A 23,256-nucleotide genomic window follows, 5' to 3' on the forward strand; every position below is an offset into this window, starting at 1 on the left:
CAGGTCCGGTCATATAGGTGTTATACGATTTTGAGTGCTTCATTTTGAACCGTAAGTTTGCAACCGACCTCTGTAGGTAAGATATTTGATTTGTCCGGCCAAAACATGACCATCATACGGAAAGGCTTATTATAAAAACTTGTGGCTATTCCCGCGTACTCTGGTAAAAACTCTTCATTTACTGACTTAAAAATGACTTCAAATTCCCCGGACAAGACATTACCAGTTCTGACGCCCTCTTCAAATTTGCGACCTTCCTTTATGTCAGAGGCAATACCGGAAAGAATTGAGTGCATCGTTTCGCGTTTTAGCCCAAAAATCATGATTTCTGGATGATCAAATGATTCTTCAAAACCGATACTATATGAAAAATCCTCTTTTTCCCCATTAGCATCGAATACGTACTGACATTGCCATCCGTGCTTCTTAATATTCTCTATTAGTGATTCGTTGCTCATCTATACCTTCGTATAACGCTGAGCTAAACGGCGCACAAAGTGGAGCTGGTTTGTGCAATTATTTGCGAAGCAAATGCACAAACAAGCGGAGCTTTGGGCGTCCAGTGGAGGCCGCAGGCCGGAACGGTGTTTTAGCGTTTTGTTATGAGAGACCACGAACCGCACCTGCAACACCTTTAAATTTATATTACCAACCAAATAGACTAGTAACCCATACATGCCTTTGATTTTACTTATAGCCGCGTTGCCTTAAAGCCAAAGCAGCAGTACCAACCTTCTGCGCTTTAAGTAGGAATTGCAAAAAAAGACAAGAAAATACTCGCTAAAATTGCGTTTAGCCTAGTACTTTTTCAAATGGAATGGAAGTGAAAAACCGAGGAAAAAGCCATTCCATAGCACATTCAAATTAACCTAAACTTAAACCTTAAAACCGACCTTGGCGATACCTAGCTGGTAGCTCATAACGCATAGCTAAACGGCGCACAAAGTGGAGCTGCTTTTGTGCGATAATTTGCGAAGCAAATGCACAAAAGAAGCGGAGCTTTGGGCGTCCAGTGGAGGCCGAAGGCCGGAACGGTATTTTAGCGTTTTGTTATGAGAGACCACTAACCCCACCTGCAACACCTTATTTTTTAATACCAACCAAATAGATTAGTAACCCAAATATGCTTTTGACCTTACTTATACAGCGTTGCCCAAAAGCCAATAAAATAATACGAACCTGAAGACTATTTACCAAACAGGCACAAGCTTGATGACTAGCACCAACGAGGTTTAGCTAATTTGTGTGTTTTTACAATTTAGTTAAACCGGATTAAAACTGCCAACCAAAGGCTACGAAAGCACGTTGTAATTGGCTTTAGCCTATTACTTTTACAAATGGAATGGAAGTGAAAATCAAAGGAAGATAGCCATTCCATAGCACATTCAAATTAACCTATATTTAAACTTTAAAACCGACCTTGGCGATACCTAGCTGGTAGCTCATAACGCCGCCCACAGGGGCCGCAGTGGAGGTGATTGTTTTGTGCAAGCGTAGCGAAAAGCACAAAACAAGCGCCGGAACGAAGGTCCAAGCCGCGATGCGGCTGAGCCTGGTGGGCCTTGTTAGAGTTTTTGGCCATTAATTAAATACCGCCCCAAAGCAGCACCAAGAATTAGTGATATAGGCAATACAAATACAGCACCCATTAAACCACCGATTGTACCGGCCATAATCGCTTCTAAAATTGGTATAGAGCCTGAACTAATTGCCATTGCGCCCATATATAGTAACCCTGATGTGAGCGCTGACGGAAAACTTATAATTACCGTTGCAACATAGGGCTCGTATTGAAAGCGCTCGCCAGGAATAAGCTTATACCATCCCGAGAAAAACCAGCCAAATATAGATGCCGTTATAAACGCGATACCGGTAAGAACAACCATTGCATTCTCTAAGTTTTCAAGAATCGTAAAAGAAAGAGATAGAACACCAACAGCTGCTAGTAAAGCGTTTAAAACTGAACTCTTTACCTTTAAATTGAAATCGCTCATGACTATGATGCTCGCAACTCTAACGCCGCGCACAAGGGCCGGAACGTAGTTGATTGTTTTGTGGTAGCGTTAGCGTTAAGCCACAAAACAAGCGACGCAGTGGAGGTCCAGCCACGAAGTGGCGAGCTTGGTGCGCCTTGTTATGTGCCCGTTGCACTATATTTGTTAACTTAGGTACCATCTATAACCCTAGTTAAAAATTCGATGCCGCCCACCTTATTTTTTTGAATCACATCTATAACAACATCACCTTCTGGAGTATCTTCAATTGTAATACTTTCTTGAAACTGCCATTCAGAGCCGGGCTTGTTCGGTTTTTTTTCGTTCACGAAATAGATGTAATAATCACTTCTTATTTTTGCTCTATTACATGCTATCAGTGCATCACGAAGCCAGGTATATTCTGAAAATCGATACTCCGCGGACTTGACTAGCCAAGTGGGATCGTATTCTTTCCATCGACTAAATATCATTTATCTCTCTAAGCACATAACGCAGAGCTAAACGGCGCACAAAGTGGAGCTACTTTTGTGCGAAAATTTGCGAAGCAAATGCACAAAAGAAGCGGAGCTTTGGGCGTCCAGTGGAGGCCATAGGCCGGAACGGTGTTTTAGCGTTTTGTTATGGTTTTTGTGCTTAGAAGCCAATAGTTTACCCGCCCAATATGCTGATCATTGTAATGGCTAATACAGACAAAAAAACCGACAGATAAAACAATTTTGCTATTGATAAATCATCAGATTGATCTTTAAAGAATATGTAACTAATTGCATGCTTGGCTCTCGAAGTAGATTGCCTAGTAGAAAACAGAAATACTCCATATCTGATTGCAGCCGCTAACAATAGGACAATGGCGAATACAAAACCTATCAATGCCATAAATGAAATCGCTAACCCTACCAACATCGTCAATCGTCCATTTTCCTACAAACCATAACGCCTTGCTCACCGGCACATACTGCGGAGAGCGTTTTTGTGTAAAATGGAGCGCAGCGACACACAAAAACGAGCGTAGCAGTATGTGTCCGCGTGCAGCAACTTGTTAGCTTTTTTTGGCATTCACAAACTCCATTAGCTCGCTATACCCATTAAGCATGTTTGAGCACCAGATTCTACCAATACCGTCAACGACGATATAATCAGCCTGAACTAGCCATGAATATCCAACTTTGGAAAGCTTGCTCCATTGTACAGTTCGATTACCGCATAGCGGACTTCGGTAGTAAATGCACTCGTTATCGTACTTAAACGAAACCAAAAATGCTTGATATGGGAAAAATATTGAGGCGGCTAAAAATCCGCCTCCAACAAGCCCCGCAGCCACTTCCTGCCCCTCATAAGACTGACTCATTGCGTAAAGGATAAATACAGTAAATGGAATTAACGCAGCCGAGAATATTTTGAATGGCATAGAATACGCTACAGTTCTTACCTCACCCGCTACTTCTGCGGAAGGTTTAGTATATCTGACAATAAAATAGACGGCTAAGCCACCAATTAGACCACTTAGCAACGGCCTTGCCCAATTTAATATTTCTTCCATAACTCCTCGAGAAAGCTAACGCCAAGCTCACCTGCAGTTTTTGCGGAGAGCAATTGTGTAAAATGGAGCTACGCGACATACACAATTGAGCGTAGCAAAAAATGTCAGGTGCAGCTTTTTGTTAGGTGAATTAACCAGCATTAAACAAGGGCCCATCTGAAGTTATTAAATAGTAGATTAAAGACCAAATAGATACAATATGGAAACTTACACACAAAATACTGGCTATAAATGGGACTCTATAAATCCTATTTGCTTTTATTCCGTCATATGAGTTGACCGCTATCAACACCATCAGTATGGGCGCGATGAACATACAGAAAAGAAGATACAATCCAAAAGTAGGACCAGTTAAAAGTTCCGATCCGAATCCGAATCCGTAACCAAAAATTACGTATAGACCTAAGTATGGACATAACGTAAAAATGGTATAGAAAACTAATTTAAACTTCTCTCTCGGAACCAAGACTCTCACCTAACAGCTAAGTATGTGTCCCAAGAACACATATTTCAAAATAGAACACCGTAAGACTGGTATGTAAAGCAGCACTCACAATATCCATCCATTCAATTTTAGCCACAAAATTGGCCAATTAACGCTAACAACGGCCGCTCGCCCTAAAACCACAAAATTAAAGCACACTAAACAAATAATATATACCGTACATTTACAACTATTTTTTCTCACAGTACCAACCAAAGGCTTTACAAGCTATTGATTTAAAAGAGGAAACCTTAGAGACAAAAAAAACACATAAATAGTGCGTCGGGTAGCCGGTATGTTACTACCCTCTATTCTTGATAAATTTCGCAGGGTTTCCACCCACCACCACGCCAGCAGCCACATCCTTGGTTACTACACTTTGCATGCCTACAATCGCACCTTTATGGATTGTTACACCATCCACAATACCCACATGCGCCCCTAGCCATACATCGTCTTGCAGCACTATGCCTTTGGATGTAACTGGCTGTTCGTAAACATTTCGCTCGGCGGCTATGCCGTGGTTAAACGCGTAGAAGTGACAATATGCAGCTATGCGGCAGTTGTTGCCTATGGTGATGCCTTTACTGCCCCCATCCATTGTTACGTGGTGATTTATGCCTACGTTTTTACCAATGGTAATTGGGCCGTGCAGTACTGCATGAGCACCTATAAAACTACCCTGCTCGATAATTATTGGCCTGCCGCGCTCGGCAAATAGTTTGGCATCTGGCGATATAAAACAGTCGCCTTTTACCTCTATTGTTTCCATTTGCTGCAGGTAATGTTGCCATTGCTGTTGCCATGCTTGCGCCCACTCTCGCTGCTTGGGCTTAAGTGTCCAATACAACCAAGGCATGTAACTTAAACGCTGTTTGTGTTGCTCGCGGTATTTTAGGGTTGGGTCTGTCATAGGGTTGCTTGTGTTAACGGTGCTCTATAGTAATTGCTTATTTTGGCTGGCGTTTGCTGCGGGCGAAAAAGCATTAAGTTTGCAGGTAACAATAACAGCAAGCAAGCCCACCCAGCTAGCACGGCCGCCTTACTGCCCCACCGCCAATTCCCCGCGTAATAGCTGCATACACATGGTAGCAATTTGCCCTCCGGCCCTTTAAACTCGGCCACACCAATATATATTATAATACGACCTTAGATGTAGGAGAAAACCATGAAACCTCTGCTAGCCATTGCCCTGCTTGCACTTACCACCACTGCTTGGGCTTCGAACACACGCCTGCCCGCAAACTCCCCTTTGCATCACATAAAAGCAAAATTCTTCGATGAGGTTGCCGCTACGCCAAAATGGAGCCCAAAAGGTAAATCGCTATATATTCAAGTTGCAGGTGTGCACTTTAATGAATATTGGCGCGAAGACGTAAGCAAAGATTTAGCCCCAGGCTTTGAACAAGCCATTGAGAATAATTTTTCTATTATTTTTAAACGGGTACTTACCGAGCAGTACACCAAAGCAGGCTATCAAATTGAAAACAGTGCCATAAATGCGGACGTTATTTTATTAGCCAGCGTAGAGGATTTACGCGTGTATGTTACTCAAGCTAAACATTTTGTGGAAAGCAAAACCGCAAATACAGGCTCGGCAAATTTACTGATTGAGTTTATTGAGAAAGGCGAATTAAAGATGTTTTTTTCTAACGCGAAAGAAACACGCCAAAGAGGCAATGAACTACGCAACAGTGTAGAGAAAGATTTTGAGCGAATGATGAAAGCCTTTACCAAAGAAAGCTTAAAAGTGATTAAAAAACGCTAGCTAGCAAACGCTAATTGCTAGTAGATAAAAGCTAGTGACTAGTTTTAGTGTTGCACCCAACTATTAAACACAAAAACACACAAAATAAACCAAAAAAAGGCGGCCATATGGCCGCCAAACTGGTGCAAATTGGAGGAGACGCAAAATGAATTGCGACTTCATTAATCCGTTAAAAATCTGTACGCACTAAACTCAACATTCAATACGCCAAATCAACGGGGCTTCCCTGCCCCGCCCTTGCCTGGCAAACCAAGCAAATAAGTTCAATCGGTAATTACTAGTACCTAGCCGCTAGTAGCAAGACTTGAACAAACCACTACCGGTTCGCTGTCCACAGCTAGCCGTACCCTCTAGTGAGTATGCATCGCCACACCTACCGCAGGGTTGGCCGCTAGGCCTATTTCGCGGGCGTGATCTTCGAAGCCTTTGTTCTTCCAGAAGAAGGCGCCAGGCATAGTGGTTGGCACTACTAGTACATAGAACAGTGCGCGGCCAATTAATGCGCTTACAACTAGCGATAGCGCCAAACCAGACCACAGCATTAAACCTAACCAACCATCTAAGCCCGATACCGCAAGGGCAACCGCTGCCAATGCGTTTAGAGGTATTAAACAGTTACGCAAAATATACGACTTACCAAAGGTGGTGCATTGTATATAGTGCGATACAGTGCCTTCGTGCTCTGCGTCGGTCATGCCTTTGGCGTGGCCTATTAAGCCTATGCCTTCTAATACCAAGCCCGCTACCAATGCTGGCGCAAGTGCCTGTAGCACTGCTACGTAATCGCCACCGGTAATGGCAAAGTAAGGTACGGTTAAGACTGCCGCGACTAAGCTACCAAGGGTTAATGCCATACCTACAAAGCTTGTGCCGGTTTGCCAGTGGTTCCAGTACGGACGCGCTTTAATGCGGTAGCAACGGTACATGTAATACAAGCCGCCCAAACTACCCACTACGCCCAATACGCCCGTTACTTTGGCAAAGGTTGCCAAGCCGGGTATGGCTAGCTCACCAATAATGGATTGCACAATGGCGTTTTCTGGCATTTTGGCAAGCATGTGTAAACCTGCAAAGGTCATAAACACCACTACACCTAACCCTTCGCGGCTAACAGGCGAATGACGCCAGTTGTTAAACCCACGATAAAAACGCAACGGTTTGCCCAAGTGGGTGGTAGACATAAACAAGCCTAGCGCAGCCAAACCTAAGGCCACTATTACCAACGGCACATACATTACCGAGTTGGCAATATTGGTGAAGGCTTCTATACCAAACAAACTACCTAAGAAATTAACACCAAACAAACCTATTGCCGCTTGGGTAACCAAGGTAAAAATAACCAGTGGATTTTCGCGCGACGACAAGCGACCAACGTTCCACGATTTTTCTACGCCGTTTTTCTGATCCACAATAGGTTTGTACTTACCGTCCACGTTGCTCTTGTGATATTTCACTGGCATGGAGTCGGTACGGGTAACTTCGCGCGGCATTGTTTTCACTTGCTGGAAGCGAATATTGGGGCGCGTAATAGATGGATCTGGAAAGCCCGGTATTTGTGTTTCTATTTGTTCGCGATTTTCTGGGGTGTTTTCTACCACACCAAAGTTAAGCGCGTTACCCACACATGCAGATACGCACGCTGGCTTCAAGCCAACTTCTAGGCGGTCTACACACATGTTACATTTTTCTACTTGCCCTGCTACTGGGTCTAATTGCGGGGCGTTGTATGGGCATACCCAAGTACAATAGCCACAACCAAAGCATATATCTGGGTCTTGAATTACTGCACCGTATTCTGGGTGCTTGGTGTAGGCGCGCGTTGGGCAGCCTTTTAAACACACCGGCTCTTCACAGTGGTTACACGCCATAGATATATTCATGCGCGTAAAGTTGGGGTAACTCCCCCCTTCTACATAACCTACCGAGCGGAAGCTTAAATGCGGTGGCAAATCGTTTTTCTCGCTACATGCTGCTTCACATGCGTGACAACCAATACAGTTATCTGCAGTAAAGTGAAACGCGTGTTGCTTGGTGCGGTTAGGGTTGTCGCCAATGCCGCAATCGCCATTTACTCGTAAACTTACGCCGTTATCGCCAACGGGCGTAAGTTTAATTGGCGTACCGTAACGGCTTGTTTCGGCCGTTACTGGGTCTTTTAATTTTGCGTATTCGGGTTCGTCAGCTCTTGTTGGAATCATTTTTCTCTCTTCCCGTTAGAATGCACGCATTTCTACGTTTAGTTTGGCCGCTTCTTTTTGGTCTACATGCTCAATGCGAACAGTGCACTGCTTAAACGCTGGCTGACGCGAGTATGGGTCTAGCAAGCCAAGAGACAAACGGTTTACACAATCGTGGAAGTGGAATGGAATAAACACTGCGTTGAATGCTACGCGATGAGTTAATTGCACCATTACCACGGCATCACCACGACGCGATACCAAACGCACATAACTCATATGCTTTATGCCCAACTCTTCGGCAGCATCTGGGTTCATTTCCATATATGGGGTTGGGCTAAATTTATTACAGTTGCCCACCTTGCCCGTTTTAGTTCGGGTATGGAAATGCTCAACCACGCGACCACTGTTCATCCAAAATGGATAATCTTCGTCGGGTACTTCGTTGTTATCCACCCAAGGCATGGCCATTAATTTTGCTTTGCCGTCTGGGTAACAGAATTTGCCGTCGGCGTATAAGCGCTGTGTACCTTCGCTATCGCCTTCGCGCATTGGCCATTGAATACCGCGCTTTTGCTCGATTAGTTCGTGGCTCATACCAGATATATCCAATATGCGATGATCACCCTTGGATAACTGTTTCATTTCATCAAACACATCGGCAGTGTCTAGCGGGAAGCTCATTTTCGCGCCCTGCTCCCAACGTTTTGCCATTTGCGAGAATATCCACACATCTGGCTTGGAGTTACCGTACGGCGCCATTACCGGTGTAGTAATGTTTACGCGGCGCTCGGTGTTAGTAAAACAGCCTTTTTTCTCTGCCCATACCGAGCCGGGTAAATACACGTGCGCGTATTGCGCGGTTTCTACGTCTTCGTAGGAATCTTGCACTACGCAAAACTCTAGTTTCTCCATGGTTTTACGAATACGCGCAGAGTTAGGCATAGAGGTCATTGGGTTTGTTGCAACCACCCATAACGCTTTAATTTGACCGGTTTCGATAGCGGGAAAAATATCCGTTTGGAACAAGCCGCGCTTTTTAGGGAAGAACTCTGGGTCTACGCCCCAAAACTTGCCTATTTCTTCGCGGTGCTCGGCATTTTCTAGCGCGCGGTAACCAGGCAAGCCAGAGCACGAAGACCACTCACGCGTGCCCATCGCGTTACACTGACCAGTAATAGATAAACTAGTACCGCCGGGCTTGCCTATATTGCCGGTAATTAAGTTAAGGTTATTAATACCGCACACACCGTCGGAACCGTGGGTAGATTGGTTGATACCCATTGTCCATATAGACATAGCCGCGCCAGCTTTTGCATATAAGCGCGCAACGTGACGAATGGTGTCTTCATCAATACCACAAATTTTTGCGGCCGATGTTGGATCAAACTTTTCTACTTCTGCAGCAAAGTCTTCGTAACCGCTACAGCAACGCTCTATATATTCTTGGTCTGCTAGGCCCTCTTTTAATATTACATGTGCCAAGCTGTTTAATAGCACCAAGTCTGTACCTGGTGTAATTGGCAAATGAATATCGGCAAATTGCGCAAACATGGTTACGCGCGGGTCGACAACAATTACTGGGAATTTACGTTTTTCTAGCGCTTCTTTTAAACGCCAGTAAATAATGGGGTGCTGCTCACACAGGTTCGAACCAAACGCTAACAAGCAATCGGTGTGCTCGAAATCTTCGTAACAACCTGGAGGGCCGTCGGACCCAAATGAACGCTTGTAGCCCGATACCGCAGACGCCATACACAATGTGGTGTTGCCATCGTAATTGTTGGTACCAATAACACCACGCACTAATTTACCTAGAGTGTAAAACTCTTCGGTCATTATTTGGCCGGTAGAAATAACAGCTACAGAATCGCGCCCGTATTTTTCTTGGATACGTTTGAATTCTGCTGCGGTTTTATCCAGCGCTGTATCCCAATCGGTTATTTGCCAATCTTCGAATGTTTTATTTCGAATTTTTGGCTCTGCCCCACGGCCAGCCGCTTGGAATATTTGCGCTTCGGTAAGCCCTTTAATGCAGAGCTTACCTCGGTTTACATCTGCCCCACCCACACCGCGGGTAGTAACAGGTGTACCCTCTTTATTTACGCCAATTTCTATAGAGCAACCTACAGAGCAGTAACCGCAAGTGGCATATTTCCACTCGGTTACGCCCTTATCTCTAATGACGATTGGATTCTTTTTTCTACGACCAAATAGCATGACGCCCCCAGTATCCTTGTGACTTATTTCAACGCTAGTTGAATTTTTCCGTCATTTTCACGGATTGCGTACGTTTTAATGCTTACTGTTTCGTCTTCTAAGCAGCTACCGGTTTCTAAATTAAAGTGCTGCTTTAGCAGTGGCGAGGCCACGACTATTTGATTTTTTAGCGAACCAACAATACCGCGCGCTAGCACTGCCGCATTGGTAAAGGGGTCGATAGCGTTTACCGCAAACAACTTGTCTTTAATACGAAACATTGCAACTTGATCTTTACCTAGCAATGCGCGCGCACCAATTTCTGGCAGCAGGTCACTGGCATCACAAACTGTTTCCCAATTTAAATCTGACATTTTTATTCTCCAAAATTCTCTTAAGCTATTTCAGCCACTTCTTCGGCATTTACAAAACGTACGCGCTCTTCTTCTGTTGCCGGGCGAATTTGCTCGCGCTCTTCAACAAATACAACGGTGTTATCTTTCTCATCGCTGTTAACAAAGGTACGGAAACGCTTAAGTTTCTCTGGGTCTTCAATTGTTGTTTTCCACTCACACTGGTAGGTATCTATTACCAATGCCATTTCGCTTTCTAGCTCTGCGTTTACATTTAACTTATCGTCAATAACTACAGATTTTAGGTAGTCTAAACCGCCTTCTAGGTTATCCATCCATACAGACGTACGTTGCAAGCGGTCTGCGGTGCGCACGTAAAACATCAAGAAGCGATCGATATATTTAATTAAGGTTTCGTCGTCTAGGCCGGTTGCAAACAAGTCTGCGTGGCGAGGCTTCATACCGCCGTTACCGCACAGGTATAGGCTCCAACCGGTTTCGGTAGCAATTACACCCACATCTTTACTTTGCGCTTCGGCACACTCACGGGTGCAACCAGAAACAGCAAATTTAATTTTGTGTGGTGAACGCAAACCTTTGTAGCGGTCTTCCAAACGTATAGCCATGCCAACGCTATCTAGCATGCCGTAACGACACCAAGTAGAACCAACACACGATTTAACCGTACGTAAAGATTTACCGTAAGCGTGGCCCGTTTCAAAACCTGCATCTACTAACTCTTTCCAAATTAATGGCAGCTCGTGCTGTTGCGCGCCGAACAAGTCGATACGCTGACCGCCAGTAATTTTGGTATACAACTTATATTTTTGAGCAACTTGACCTAACACAATCAATTTTTCTGGGGTAATTTCACCACCCGCTACACGCGGCACAATGGAGTAAGTACCGTTCTTTTGCATGTTTGCCATAAAGTGATCGTTAGTGTCTTGCAAACCTGCGTGCTGGTTTTCTAATACATATTCGTTCCAAACACTTGCAAAAATAGAGGCCGCAGTAGGCTTACATATGTCACAACCTAAACCTGTACCGTGCTTTTCAATAAGCTCGCCAAAGGTTTTAATTTTTTCTACGCGCACAATGTGGTGTAGCTCTTGGCGAGTGTGGGCAAAGTGCTCACACAAGTCAGTAATTACTTCTACACCAAGCTTGGTTAATTCAGAGTTCATTACTTGGGTAGCCAAGGCCACACAACCACCACAGCTAGTACCCGCTTTGGTGTTAGCTTTTATATCGCCAATAGTTACAGAGCCATCTTGTACTGCGCAGCAAATCTGGCCTTTAGTAACATCATTACAGCTACAAATAATGGCGCCTTCGGGTAATGCATCTACCCCCATGCCCGCAGAAGCAGCGCTGCCATCAATAGACGGCAGAATCATGGCCTCGGGCATTTCTGGCAAATCCATTTCGTTTACGTACATTTGCTGCAATGTACCGTAGGCTTCTACATCGCCTACCAATACCGCGCCCAACAGGCGGGTTTTTTCTGCGTTTACAATAATGCGCTTGTATACGTCGGCTACACCATCTTGGTATACATAGCTTAAGCAACCTGGCGTGCGACCTTGTGCATCACCTACGCTCGCCACATCTACGCCAAGCAACTTAAGTTTGGTGCTCATATCTGCGCCGGTGAACTGATCTTCGCCGCCAGTGATGTGCGAAATAGCCACTTTAGACATTTGGTAACCAGGCGCCACAAGACCGAATATTTTTCCGTCCCACAATGCACATTCACCAATGGCATAAATGTTTTCAATGTTTGTTTGGCAGTTGTTGTTAATCACAATACCGCCGCGCTCACCAATTTCTAACACGTCGTTATTGCGAGCAAGTTCATCTTGCGGGCGAATACCCGCAGAGAACAAAATCATATCGGTTTCTAGGTGCGAGCCATCCGCAAAGTTCATACGGTAGCGACAGGTTTCACCGGCTACAATTTCTTGAGTATTTTTTTCGGTGTGTACATTTACACCCAATGCTTCAATCTTTTTACGCAGTAAGTTACCGCCGCCTTCGTCTAACTGCACAGCCATTAAGCGTGGCGCGAATTCAACAACGTGAACTTCTAAACCAAGGTTTTGCAGGGCATTACCGGCTTCTAAACCTAGCAAACCACCACCTACTACTACACCAACCTTACTTTCTTTTGCAGATGCAGTAATGGCTTCCAAATCTTCAATGGTGCGATACACCAAGCAGTGCGGCTGATCTTTACCAGGAATAGGTGGAACAAACGGGAAAGAACCAGTAGCAAGTATTAATTTGTCGTAAGCGATTTCTTTACCGCTTGCTACTACAACTTTGTTTTCGTCGTGCTTAACAGCGGTTACTTTTTCGTTTAAAACGTAGTTAACGCCATTTTCTTTGTAGAAATCTTCCGATGTAAGCATTAAATCTTCGGCGGTAGAGCCAGAGAAGTATTTGCTTAGCTGTACGCGGTCGTAGGCTAGACGTGGCTCTTCAGAAAACGCAACAATTTCATAATCGTCTGCTTTTTCGTGTGCCAAAAGGTTTTCAATAAATTTGTGACCTACCATGCCGTTGCCAACAACGACTATTCTTTGCTTACTCATATCAAATCCTCTATTCAGCCTTAGGCCACGTGTTGATTCAGTGTTTCGGCTGACACAGCAGCTCTTAATTCGGGGTTTAAATCATTTGCAAGAGAAACAACCTCACCTACTACAATGAGAGCAGGCGATTGAACGTTGTTGTTTGCTACCAGCGATACCAAATCTTTTATTTGGCCGATTACTTCGCGCTGGTTTTCACGACAGCCATTTTCGATAATGGCCACTGGCGTTGCGGCACTTAAGCCGGCTTTTAATAGGTTGCTGGCGATCATTTCTGCGCGACTCACACCCATGTAAAAAACAAGCGTATGATTAATTTGCGCTAGCGCGTTCCAGTCTACGGATAACTCTGTTTCTGCATGTGCTGTTACAAAAGTGCAGCCTTGCGCCAAACCGCGATGAGTAAGCGGTATACCTGCAGCGGTTGTGCAACCAGAAGCAGATGTAATACCAGGTACAACCTCGGCATCTACTCCGGCTTTAATAAGGGTAAGTAACTCTTCGCCGCCACGACCAAACACGAAGGGGTCGCCGCCTTTAATGCGCACAACATTCAAACCCTTGGCCGCTTTTTTAACGAGCAAGCTGTTTAAATCTTTTTGTGCGATGCTGTGATTATCTTTGCACTTACCTACATAAAAGGCCGGCACAGATTTAGGGAATAAAGCTCGAATTTCTTGGCTTACGAGGTTATCGAATAACACAAGGTCTGCATTCTGTATAACTCGAAGCGCTTTTACAGTTAGTAAATCTGGGTCACCGGGGCCGGCGCCTACTAACCATACTTTGCCAGGTTTTGAATTAGACATCTTATTACTACCAATTTTGTTTGCACCAAACTAGCGAGCCAGCTTCTATGGCCAGCTTCACTTTCTCTCACTTGATTTAGCAAATTGGGTGCCAAACATCTAACAAAACCAAACAAAAAATATTTTATTGTTACTAATCAATAAGTTAAATAACATTCTCACATTTTTGGCGCTTAAAGCGCCCCAAATTAAAACAGACTGAAAATAAACAAATGCACTACACAAGAACATTTACGCACCACATAGAACCACTTTTGCATTGCAAACAACTTTTGATAATGATATTCAGTTGCATTAACTGTTATTTTTGCACTGTTTTAGTGCTGCGCACTTTTTTATTTTTCTACTGCCCTTTAATTGCGCAGCCACTTCAGCTGTAAAATTGGATGCTTTTTAAACACAGAATTACTTAAAATTGGCCCTCCGCGAATTTAATTTCAAATTTTGTACTCCAATTGACTTAGGACAATAGCGCTACACCAGCGAATTAATGATAATGGCCCTATGCAAAATTCAACTCTTATAGATTCATTTGGCCGGCAGGTAACATACGTTCGCCTTTCGGTAACCGATCGCTGTGATTTCCGCTGCATTTATTGCATGGCAGAAGACATGACTTTTTTGCCGCGCAAAGATGTGCTCAGCCTTGAGGAATTTGCACTATTGGGGCGCGCTTTCGCTGAGCTTGGCGTGACCAAAATACGCGTATCCGGTGGTGAGCCATTAATTAGAAAAGACGTGATTCAATTATTTGAATCTTTGGGTGCCATAAATAGCATTAACGATTTATGCCTAACCTCTAATGGCTCGAAACTTACAGAGCTTGCCAAACCACTTGTTGACGCTGGCGTTCACCGTATAAATGTAAGCCTAGATACCCTTAACGAGCAGCGCTTTAAAGAACTTACCCGCTTTGGCGATTTAAACACCGTACTTAAAGGCATAGATGCAGCCCTTAACGCCGGCTTTAAAAAAATTAAACTCAACAGTGTTGTAATGAAAAACTACAACCTGCAAGAGGCCGCCGACTTAGCCACCTACGCGCTAGAGCGCGGCATGGATATAAGCTTTATTGAAGAAATGCCGCTGGGCGAAATTCATAGCCATTCTCGCGATGTGGAATTTATTAGCAGTGACGAATTGCGCAACCAGTTAAGCAACTCATTCGAGCTTACCGCCACCAACGAACATACCGGCGGCCCCTCTCGCTATTGGAAAGCTAGGGACTATAACGCCAAAATTGGCTTTATATCCCCGCATAGCCACAACTTTTGCGATACCTGTAATCGCGTGCGCGTAACCGCTTCGGGTAGGCTGTTACTTTGTTTAGGCAATGAACACAGCGTAGACCTACGCGCAATTTTGCGGGCACACCCAGGTGAAATTGAGCCTATAAAAGAAGCGCTAATTAACGCCATGGCCATAAAGCCAGAAAAGCACGAATTTAATTTGGAAGAAGAACCGCAAATATTGCGCTTTATGAATATGACCGGCGGGTAATCAAGCGTTAAGCATAGATGGCTATTCGCTAATAAACGTTAATTTTCAACTGTAGTAAATTGTGAGTAACGGCATGTCTCAAAAGATTAAAGAATTTGTACCGCTAAATATATGCGTATTAACCGTATCGGACACGCGCAACGAAGAGCAAGATACCTCAGGCCAAAAACTCGTTGAACTGTTGCAAGCAGACGGCCATAAACTCTACGAAAAAACGCTTATAAAAGACGACGTTTACCATATACGCGCCGTTGTTTCGCAGTGGATATTCGATAGCAATGTGCAGGCCATAGTAATAACAGGCGGCACCGGTTTTGCGGGGCGTGATAATACACCGCAAGCGGTTGTACCTTTATTCGATCATTCTGTAGATGGTTTTGGTGAGCTTTTCCGTCAACTTTCATACGAAGAAATAGGCACTTCCACTATTCAATCACGCGCTGTTGCAGGGCTTGCTAACAAAACCGTTATTTTTTGCTTGCCCGGCTCTACGGGTGCTTGCGTAACCGGCTGGCAAGGTATTATTGGCTCACAGCTAAACGCCACTCATCGCCCCTGCAATTTTGTTGGGCAACTTGTATAAATAGCTTTTGCACCCCCCTTAGTATTTAAGGAAAGCCCGTGAAAACCATTAGCGAAGCGCGCGCCGACATATTGGCCCGTGCAACCCCTCTAGCCAAAACAGAACACGTTAACCTTTTTGATGGCGTAGGCAGAATACTAGCCGAAGATTGTATTGCAGCTATAGACGTGCCGCCGCAAGCAAACAGTGCAATGGACGGCTTTGCGTTAGAGCTCGCCTCTGTAGAGAGCGAACAGCTAGCAGGCAAAACAGACATAAAACTTAACGTTAGCCAGCGCATCCCTGCTGGCACTGCCCCGCAACCATTACATGCTGGCACCGCCGCAAGAATATTCACCGGTGCGGTTGTACCTTCGAATAGTAATTTGGTTGTTATGCAAGAAAACTGCACCTACAACCAACAAGCGCAAACAGTCACTATTCACTTAGATAAATTTACCCCATCGTTAAATGCCAATATTCGCCCGCAAGGGCAAGATATTGCCAAAGGTAAAGTACTCTACAACAAAGGGCATATTTTACGCCCACAGGATTTAGGTATTCTCGCCTCAGTGGGCGTTGGCAAAGTAAACGTGGTAGCCAAGCCCAAAGTTGCATTAATTAGCACCGGCGACGAACTAGTAGACCCAGCCTCTGGCACCCCTCTGCAAGCGGGGCAAATATACAATTCCAACAAACCTATGCTGCAAGCGCTGCTTAACCAATTAGGTTGCGAGGTTGTAGATTTAGGCACAATAGAAGACACACCAGAAGATGTAGCACGGGCATTAAGCCAAGCGGCCGATGTAGCCGACTTTATTGTGAGTACAGGTGGCGTATCTGTTGGCGAAGAAGACCACATAAAAGGTGTTGTGGAAGCCTTAGGTGAACTACAGCTTTGGAAGATTAAAATAAAACCCGGCAAGCCCCTCGCCTTTGGCCATGTAAAAAACACTCTGTTTATGGGGCTGCCTGGCAACCCAGTTTCGGCATTTGTTACATTTTTATTATTTGGCGCACCTTTAATTCGCAAGCAACTGGGGGTAGCCCAGCTATTCCCTTCTGCGGCGTATATACCCGCCAATTTCACAATCGATAAGCCCCGCCAGCGACCGGAATTTGCGCGCGCTAAAGTTATTAATGGCAAAGTTGAGCTATACCAAAATCAAAGCTCTGGCGTACTGGCATCGGTAGCCTGGGCCGATACCTTAGTGAAAATACCGGAAGACACAACCATTAGCGTAGGTACCCCCCTAGAAGCCTACTCTATTGCTGCGCTAACCCAGCTATAGCATTGACGCTACTGCGGCTAATCACATACGCCAAACACTTCACCTTGGCCCGCGCCACCCTGCGGCCGCTCGCAGTGCATGCAAAGAAAGCTCGCAAACCTATTAACTACACACCACACTTAAGGCTGCCTACATTTGCCTTACAAAGTGAGGGAAAGGTGAATCAATACGCACCTATATTGATATAGTATTTATATTACTTTTATAGTTAGGTAGCTAATATAATGCACAATAACAGCCAGCAAATACCCCAAAGAACCGCCCATTTACCACCCGTAACGCCCAAATGGCGTAGCGCGCTCCGCTTACCAGTTATTGCGCTCGCCCTCTGCAGCCTTAGCACTATTAGCGCCAACGCACTGGCGAAAACATTCGAGCTAACCTCGCCAAACGAACAGCTTAAAATAGAAGTACACACAGGTAAGCAAACAACGTTTGAAGTACACCTAAACAACAAGCAGGTATTAGCACCAAGTAGTATTGACTTAATGTTAATGTCTGGCGAAAAGCTTGCCTCTAACATTACCGTCAAACAAGAAAAGCGCTACGCCGTTAGCAATACACTCACCCCCGCGGTTAGTCATAAATCCAGTAAAATTGCAGAAAATTACAACGCATTAAACTTAGCATTTAGCAACAATTTCGGTATAGATTTTCGCGCCTATAACGATGGCTTTGCCTACCGCTTTACCGGTGAACGCGCTGGCGAAATTATTATTAAAAATGAACATTTAGCGCTTAACTTTACCCAAAATGCAACCACCCTCTTCCCCGAAGAAGAAACGTTTATTTCGCATTTTGAGCGGTTATACCTGCCCGAAACCGTGGCAAACATTTCGCCCAAACGCTTCGCTTCTTTACCCACTTATATAAAAAGCAACGACGTTAACGTGGTTGTGACAGAGGCAGACCTATACGACTACCCAGGCCTGTTTTTATTCGGCACCAATAAAAATGGCTTTACGGCTGGGTTCCCTAACGCGGTTGCCAAAACCACCCCCAAAGCGGGGTCGGAAGACCGCAACCAAGAATTTGAATACGAGAACTACATTGCCAAAACATCTGGCACACGGACCTTCCCGTGGCGAGTGGCAATAATAACGAAAGAGGACACAGATTTAGTTGCCAGCCAACTCGTATACCTACTTTCTAGTGAAAACAAAATTGGCGATACCAGCTGGATTAAACCAGGCCGCATTGCTTGGGATTGGTACAACGCCAACAACCTATTCGATGTAGATTTTAAAGCGGGGCTAAACACCCAAACCTACAAATACTATATAGATTTTGCAGAAAAATACGGCTTGGAATATGTGATTTTGGATGAAGGCTGGACTAAAACCACCACCAACACCAAAGAATCCAACCCCGATATTGATGTAAAAGAACTTATTGCCTACGGCAAAAAGAAAAATGTAGCCATTATTTTATGGACCCTATGGGAACCACTCGATAAAGATTACGAAAACATTTTGGCTCTTTATGCTCAATGGGGCGCGGCGGGCATTAAAGTAGACTTTATGCAACGCGCCGACCAATACATGGTGAATTATTACGAAAAAATTGCCAAAGCAGCGGCAAAAAATAAATTACTTGTAGATTACCACGGCGGCTTTAAACCCGCTGGCTTACGCCGCGCTTACCCCAACGTAATGACCTACGAAGGCGTAAAAGGCAACGAAAATAATAAGTGGAGCGCAGACATAACCCCAGAGCACAACGTAACCCTACCCTACATTCGCATGGTTGCAGGGCCTATGGATTACACCCCAGGCGCGCTGCGCAATAAACAATTAGCCAACCATAACGTTAATCATTTTAGGCCCGAGGCCATTGGCACCCGTGCACACCAATTAGCAATGTACGCCGTATTCGAAAGCGCTTTACAAATGCTATGTGAGTCGCCATCGACCTATTTGCGCGAACCACTTATTACTGAATATATTGCGAAGTTCCCTTCGGTGTGGGATGAAACACGAGTACTCAAAGGTGAGGTAGCAAACTACATTTTACTCGCCCGCCGCAAAGGCGACACATGGTACATAGGCGCTATGACAGATATGACAGCGCGTACCCTTACTTTAAACCTTAGCTTTTTAGACGGTGGAAAATACTCCCTACACGGCGTTGCAGATGGGCTTAACGTAGAGCAATATGCAGAGGATTATCAATTTATACATCAAACCGTTACAGCAAAAGATTCATTGCAACTTAATTTGGCAGCCGGCGGCGGCTGGTCTGCGGTTATCACCCCAGCTAAGTAATAACCGATGCTAAGCGCTGTACAACCCTAGCTATTTGGTAGGGTTGTACAGTTTTGCTAAACCTAACTCATATTCATTTTACAAGTGCTCGCTTAACTCGGCCCACTAACAGCTTAACCATACGGCACAAACATTTTATGCACGCCAAAAGCCTTACATACCCTGTGGCTTTAAGCTGCGAACCTGTGCCCCCCCTAAACCACACTAACCATTAGTAATCAATTAACGGCAAAGCCTGCCTAACAGTTATAACAACTGTGTATAGATGAACTAAACTTAAGTTAAATACCATAAATTCAACTGGCCTGCTGCGGCGCCCAGGTATGTATGCGTAATACGAGAACACTAACATTACTCCCGCTTTTACTGGCACTGTGCATTTGCGGCGGAGCTATGGCGGCAGAGTTAAAAGTAAACAAAGTGAATGGCGCCAAAGAAGAGCTTATCTACTCTATTCTTGAGCTTGCCTTAGCTAAGGTAGACCCCGAAACGAAACCTAAGCAATTAAAAGATGAACTCCCCCTTGGCAGGCTCGCCAAAGCGGTGGAAAACAACACTATAGATATAATGTGGGCCGGCTCTTCGGCAGATTACGATAACCGGCTACTCGCCATTCGCATCCCCCTACTAAAAGGCTTACTCGGCCACCGAGTGTTTATTATAAAGCCCGAAAACCAACCTAAGTTTGATTCCGTTAAAACACTAGAAGACCTCGCCAAACTACAAGCAGGCCTAAACTCGCGCTGGGGCTCTACACGGGTACTTAAAAACGCAGGGTTAGATGTGGTTGAATCGACTAGCTATGAGAATTTATTTCATATGCTTGATAGCGGCAGGTTCGACTTTTACCCACGCGCGGTGCACGAGCCCTGGGTAGAACTACAGGATCGCCCAGAGCTAAATTTAGCCATAGAAAAAAACATTCTTATTATTTACCCCTACGCTATGCACTTTTACGTTAAAAAGAACAATAGGCCCCTTAAAGACTTTATTGAAAAAGGCCTAGAAATGGCCATTGCAGATGGCAGTTTTGACGAACTATTTTTTAACAACCCAATGATAAAAAAAGCCATTGAAGATACTGGCTTTCAGCGTAGAACTATTATTCGCATCCCCAACCCTTTTCTGCACCCAGATACACCGCTCCAACGAAAAGAACTTTGGCTAGATGTAGAAAAGCTGTAACACGCCACAAATATTGCCCCGCTGATTAAACGATGCCCGCGCCACAATAAACCACTCGTAAAACACACAATAGCACGGCAAAATAAGCGCACACTCTTAGCCTGTAGAACATATTATGACTGCCAAATTAGTCATACCAGCTCCGCCTTTAGAAATTCAACTAAAGCTCGACACCTACCCCGCTGCAGCTCGCAAAATGCTGCTTGCGCTACGTGCTCAAATATTTACATGCGCACACAACTTAACCATTACAGATTTAGTAGAAAGCCAAAAATGGGGCGAAGCGGCGTATAGCTGTAAAAGTGGCAGTACCTTGCGCATTGACTACAAAGCCTCAAACCCCGATTATTGCGCCGTATATTTTCACTGCCAAAGCAAATTAGTAGCAACGTTTAAAGCCCTTTACGGCGATACGTTTAAATATGAAGGTAAACGAGCCATTCTTTTACCCATAGCCCACGCTATACCAGAGCAGTTAAACCACTGCATTCGCTTGGCTTTACAGTATCACCAAGTAAAACACTTGCCCCTACTAGGCGCATAAGGACCCACTATGTCAGACACTAAAACAGAAATAGAAGCCGCAACGTTTCGTCGATTATTAGCCCATTTAGACAACAATAAAGACGTACAAAATATAGACCTTATGATATTGGCTAATTTTTGTCGCAACTGTCTGGCAAAATGGTACAGCGCAGAAGCTAGCGAGCGCGGTGAACAAGTGGATTACGAACAGGCACGCGAAATAATCTACGGTATGCCCTACAGCGAATGGAAAGAAAAATACCAATTAGAAGCCACACCAGAGCAAATGGAAAAATTTAACGCCCGTAACAAATAAGGATAAAGCATGACTAAGCTCACGGTTGCTGCACTGATACATTACCCGGTTAAATCCCTTGCCGGTATTGCACTTACAAGCGCAGAAATAACCAGCAAAGGCATAAAAGGTGATAGAGAATGGATGGTGGTAAAGCAAAACGGCAAAATGCTTACCCAGCGCCAAGCGCCTAAAATGGTAACCATTCAACCAAAGCTAAGTGACCGTGGCTTAGAACTGCATGCCAATGGGCTAGACCCCATATTGGTAGAAGAACCCACCCATGAGGATGCACTTAGCGTAAGCATTCACGGCGACAAATGTGAGGGCTACCCAGCAAGCGCCGCAGTAAATGAGTGGTTAACCCAAGCCATTGGCTGGGAGACGCCACTAACCCTGGTGAAATACACTAAACAAACTGCGCGTACACCCGGCTCGCCAGAGCGCTTTGGTCACGATGCCACCTACTTTGCCGACGCAGCCCCCTTTCTAATTGCCAATACTGCCTCTTTGGCGGCCTTAAATAGCTCGCTGAGTGAGCAACAATTACCCAATGTAGATATGCGCCACTTTAGGCCCAACATTGTGCTGCAAGGCTTACCCGCGTTTGCAGAGCACGAACTACCTGCGCTAAGCATTGGCGACAAAACCTTTAAACTGGTGGACCACTGCCAACGCTGTGTGATGATTACCGTAAACCCAGATACGGGTGAAAACCTCGCCAAAGCCATACCGTTTAAGCAGCTAGCAGAGCTAAACCCCATGCCCAATAACGCTAAAGCGCCCGCTTTCGGGGTAAATGCCATACTTCACAGCGAAATTTCTGCATTTACAATTCAAGTAGGCGACATTGTAGCCGTATAAACAGCTAATCATCCGTTATGCGCCTGTTTGTGGGGCTATTCACAAACAGGCTTTTGTCGCTGTATTCTTCCACTTGTTATCTGTACCCTTCACTAACCCGAACGAAAACAGTTTTTGGTAAACAACACGTATTCATAAAAACAAAGCGAGCCACAGTGTCTGCCATTATTCGTTTATTCAAATCTAAGCCCAGCGCCAAAGATCGCTTTCAGGCTTTATTGCGCCCCCACATCGAACTGATGTATCGCATGGCGTACCGCCTCACCCAGTCGCAATCGGAAGCAGAAGACCTAGTACAAGATGTACTTACCCGACTAGCAAAACGCGTAGATGAAATGGAACAGGTGGAATCACTGCGCCCTTGGGTACTGCGCATACTCCAAAACAGATTTGTCGACCTATACCGCCGCGAGCAAAACTCCCCAGTGGACTACCAAAGCGCGCAAGAAGACGACAGCGGTGAAGACGACCGCTCTGGCGCCAATGTACTTACCACCGCCAGCGATAGCACCAACGATATAAAACGCCTAGAACTGCAGCAAGTATTACAAGTTGCCCTAAACAAACTGGACGACGTCCACAGAGACGTTGTGATGCTGCACGATATGGAAGGCTACACCGCATTAGAGGTGGCAGACATATTAGGCATAAACGTTGGCACAGTTAAATCGCGCTTACATAGGGCCAGAGACAAGTTAAAAAAATGGCTAGAAGACTCATAGGCAACAAAAAACAAAAGCATAACCTATTGATATATAAAGACTTTTAAATAAACCGCAAAAAATATTAACTTTTTTGAAAATAATTGGAACCTTTTGTTTGTCCCAATCGTGTTAGAGGGCAAA

20 protein-coding genes are annotated in these 23,256 nt (G+C 44.8%); 10 read left to right on the plus strand and 10 right to left on the minus strand.

The features are described 5' to 3' along the window. Positions 1-20: 20 nt before the first annotated feature. From SDE_RS12290 to SDE_RS12310, 5 genes are all read right to left on the minus strand, one after another. Positions 21-458 carry a DUF4262 domain-containing protein gene (locus tag SDE_RS12290; protein WP_011468825.1) on the minus strand — a complete coding sequence of 146 codons (438 nt, stop codon included), beginning with the start codon at positions 456-458 and terminating at the stop codon, positions 21-23. A 1,107-nt stretch (positions 459-1,565) separates the two neighbouring features. Then, positions 1,566-1,886 (minus strand): glutaredoxin, encoded by a 321-nt coding sequence (locus tag SDE_RS12295; RefSeq protein WP_226986422.1) that lies wholly within the window; start codon positions 1,884-1,886, stop codon positions 1,566-1,568. Between the two features lie 278 nt (positions 1,887-2,164). Then, positions 2,165-2,467 carry a hypothetical protein gene (locus SDE_RS22670; protein ID WP_143710891.1) on the minus strand — a complete coding sequence of 101 codons (303 nt, stop codon included), beginning with the start codon at positions 2,465-2,467 and terminating at the stop codon, positions 2,165-2,167. Between the two features lie 569 nt (positions 2,468-3,036). Further along, a complete protein-coding gene (locus SDE_RS12305; RefSeq protein WP_011468826.1) occupies positions 3,037-3,537 on the minus strand; it encodes a hypothetical protein in 501 nt (166 codons plus the stop codon). 785 nt (positions 3,538-4,322) lie between these two features. Then, a complete protein-coding gene (locus tag SDE_RS12310) occupies positions 4,323-4,934 on the minus strand; it encodes an acyltransferase (RefSeq protein WP_011468827.1) in 612 nt (203 codons plus the stop codon). 255 nt (positions 4,935-5,189) lie between these two features. On the opposite strand from SDE_RS12310, the gene SDE_RS12320 reads away from it, so the two are divergent. Continuing rightward, on the plus strand, positions 5,190-5,789 hold the full coding sequence (locus SDE_RS12320; RefSeq protein ID WP_011468828.1) for a hypothetical protein: 600 nt from the start codon (positions 5,190-5,192) through the stop codon (positions 5,787-5,789). A gap of 350 nt (positions 5,790-6,139) precedes the next feature. On the opposite strand, the gene SDE_RS12325 is transcribed toward SDE_RS12320, so the two are convergent. The 5 genes from SDE_RS12325 to cobA are packed head-to-tail and all read right to left on the minus strand — an operon-like array spanning position 6,140 to position 13,924. After that, entirely contained in the window at positions 6,140-7,987 is a 1,848-nt protein-coding gene (locus SDE_RS12325; RefSeq protein WP_011468829.1) for a DmsC/YnfH family molybdoenzyme membrane anchor subunit, read from the minus strand. A 15-nt stretch (positions 7,988-8,002) separates the two neighbouring features. Then, entirely contained in the window at positions 8,003-10,186 is a 2,184-nt protein-coding gene (locus tag SDE_RS12330; RefSeq protein ID WP_011468830.1) for a molybdopterin oxidoreductase family protein, read from the minus strand. Between the two features lie 23 nt (positions 10,187-10,209). Beyond that, positions 10,210-10,539: a nitrite reductase small subunit NirD gene (nirD, locus tag SDE_RS12335; RefSeq protein WP_011468831.1), complete on the minus strand. Its 330-nt coding sequence runs from the start codon at positions 10,537-10,539 to the stop codon at positions 10,210-10,212. A 20-nt stretch (positions 10,540-10,559) separates the two neighbouring features. Then, positions 10,560-13,115 carry a nitrite reductase large subunit NirB gene (nirB, locus tag SDE_RS12340; RefSeq protein ID WP_011468832.1) on the minus strand — a complete coding sequence of 852 codons (2,556 nt, stop codon included), beginning with the start codon at positions 13,113-13,115 and terminating at the stop codon, positions 10,560-10,562. A gap of 20 nt (positions 13,116-13,135) precedes the next feature. Beyond that, positions 13,136-13,924, minus strand: a complete 789-nt coding sequence (gene cobA, locus SDE_RS12345) for a uroporphyrinogen-III C-methyltransferase (protein ID WP_011468833.1) — start codon at positions 13,922-13,924, stop codon at positions 13,136-13,138. Between the two features lie 504 nt (positions 13,925-14,428). Between cobA and moaA the strand changes: the two genes are divergently transcribed. The 9 genes from moaA (at position 14,429) to SDE_RS12390 (ending at position 23,133) form a co-directional block, all read left to right on the plus strand. After that, complete coding sequence (gene moaA, locus SDE_RS12350; protein ID WP_011468834.1) at positions 14,429-15,424, plus strand: GTP 3',8-cyclase MoaA; 996 nt, start codon at positions 14,429-14,431, stop codon at positions 15,422-15,424. 73 nt (positions 15,425-15,497) lie between these two features. Beyond that, positions 15,498-16,007, plus strand: a complete 510-nt coding sequence (gene moaB, locus SDE_RS12355) for a molybdenum cofactor biosynthesis protein B (RefSeq protein ID WP_011468835.1) — start codon at positions 15,498-15,500, stop codon at positions 16,005-16,007. 38 nt (positions 16,008-16,045) lie between these two features. Next, positions 16,046-17,278, plus strand: coding sequence for a molybdopterin molybdotransferase MoeA (gene glp, locus SDE_RS12360; RefSeq protein ID WP_011468836.1), 1,233 nt, complete (start codon positions 16,046-16,048; stop codon positions 17,276-17,278). Positions 17,279-17,502: 224 nt separating this feature from the next. Further along, a complete protein-coding gene (locus SDE_RS12365) occupies positions 17,503-19,542 on the plus strand; it encodes a glycoside hydrolase family 97 protein (protein ID WP_011468837.1) in 2,040 nt (679 codons plus the stop codon). Between the two features lie 393 nt (positions 19,543-19,935). Beyond that, positions 19,936-20,727, plus strand: a complete 792-nt coding sequence (locus tag SDE_RS12370; RefSeq protein WP_226986423.1) for a substrate-binding periplasmic protein — start codon at positions 19,936-19,938, stop codon at positions 20,725-20,727. A gap of 115 nt (positions 20,728-20,842) precedes the next feature. Further along, complete coding sequence (locus tag SDE_RS12375) at positions 20,843-21,271, plus strand: DUF1801 domain-containing protein (protein WP_011468839.1); 429 nt, start codon at positions 20,843-20,845, stop codon at positions 21,269-21,271. 9 nt (positions 21,272-21,280) lie between these two features. Beyond that, complete coding sequence (locus SDE_RS12380) at positions 21,281-21,568, plus strand: DUF1244 domain-containing protein (protein ID WP_011468840.1); 288 nt, start codon at positions 21,281-21,283, stop codon at positions 21,566-21,568. A gap of 9 nt (positions 21,569-21,577) precedes the next feature. Continuing rightward, a complete protein-coding gene (locus tag SDE_RS12385) occupies positions 21,578-22,411 on the plus strand; it encodes an MOSC domain-containing protein (RefSeq protein ID WP_011468841.1) in 834 nt (277 codons plus the stop codon). A 155-nt stretch (positions 22,412-22,566) separates the two neighbouring features. Further along, positions 22,567-23,133 carry an RNA polymerase sigma factor gene (locus tag SDE_RS12390; protein ID WP_011468842.1) on the plus strand — a complete coding sequence of 189 codons (567 nt, stop codon included), beginning with the start codon at positions 22,567-22,569 and terminating at the stop codon, positions 23,131-23,133. The last annotated feature ends 123 nt before the right edge of the window (positions 23,134-23,256 follow it).

The sequence above is a fragment of the Saccharophagus degradans 2-40 genome (assembly GCF_000013665.1).
GTDB classification, from domain to species: Bacteria; Pseudomonadota; Gammaproteobacteria; order Pseudomonadales; family Cellvibrionaceae; genus Saccharophagus; species Saccharophagus degradans.

Coding starts and splice junctions, on each gene's coding strand:
- SDE_RS12290 (WP_011468825.1), bottom strand. CDS start 458: ATGAGCAACGAATCACTAATAGAGAATATTAAGAAGCACGGATGGCAA.
- SDE_RS12295 (WP_226986422.1), bottom strand. CDS start 1,886: ATGGTTGTTCTTACCGGTATCGCGTTTATAACGGCATCTATATTTGGC.
- SDE_RS22670 (WP_143710891.1), bottom strand. CDS start 2,467: ATGATATTTAGTCGATGGAAAGAATACGATCCCACTTGGCTAGTCAAG.
- SDE_RS12305 (WP_011468826.1), bottom strand. CDS start 3,537: ATGGAAGAAATATTAAATTGGGCAAGGCCGTTGCTAAGTGGTCTAATT.
- SDE_RS12310 (WP_011468827.1), bottom strand. CDS start 4,934: ATGACAGACCCAACCCTAAAATACCGCGAGCAACACAAACAGCGTTTA.
- SDE_RS12320 (WP_011468828.1), top strand. CDS start 5,190: ATGAAACCTCTGCTAGCCATTGCCCTGCTTGCACTTACCACCACTGCT.
- SDE_RS12325 (WP_011468829.1), bottom strand. CDS start 7,987: ATGATTCCAACAAGAGCTGACGAACCCGAATACGCAAAATTAAAAGAC.
- SDE_RS12330 (WP_011468830.1), bottom strand. CDS start 10,186: ATGCTATTTGGTCGTAGAAAAAAGAATCCAATCGTCATTAGAGATAAG.
- nirD (WP_011468831.1), bottom strand. CDS start 10,539: ATGTCAGATTTAAATTGGGAAACAGTTTGTGATGCCAGTGACCTGCTG.
- nirB (WP_011468832.1), bottom strand. CDS start 13,115: ATGAGTAAGCAAAGAATAGTCGTTGTTGGCAACGGCATGGTAGGTCAC.
- cobA (WP_011468833.1), bottom strand. CDS start 13,924: ATGTCTAATTCAAAACCTGGCAAAGTATGGTTAGTAGGCGCCGGCCCC.
- moaA (WP_011468834.1), top strand. CDS start 14,429: ATGCAAAATTCAACTCTTATAGATTCATTTGGCCGGCAGGTAACATAC.
- moaB (WP_011468835.1), top strand. CDS start 15,498: ATGTCTCAAAAGATTAAAGAATTTGTACCGCTAAATATATGCGTATTA.
- SDE_RS12365 (WP_011468837.1), top strand. CDS start 17,503: ATGCACAATAACAGCCAGCAAATACCCCAAAGAACCGCCCATTTACCA.
- SDE_RS12370 (WP_226986423.1), top strand. CDS start 19,936: ATGGCGGCAGAGTTAAAAGTAAACAAAGTGAATGGCGCCAAAGAAGAG.
- SDE_RS12375 (WP_011468839.1), top strand. CDS start 20,843: ATGACTGCCAAATTAGTCATACCAGCTCCGCCTTTAGAAATTCAACTA.
- SDE_RS12380 (WP_011468840.1), top strand. CDS start 21,281: ATGTCAGACACTAAAACAGAAATAGAAGCCGCAACGTTTCGTCGATTA.
- SDE_RS12385 (WP_011468841.1), top strand. CDS start 21,578: ATGACTAAGCTCACGGTTGCTGCACTGATACATTACCCGGTTAAATCC.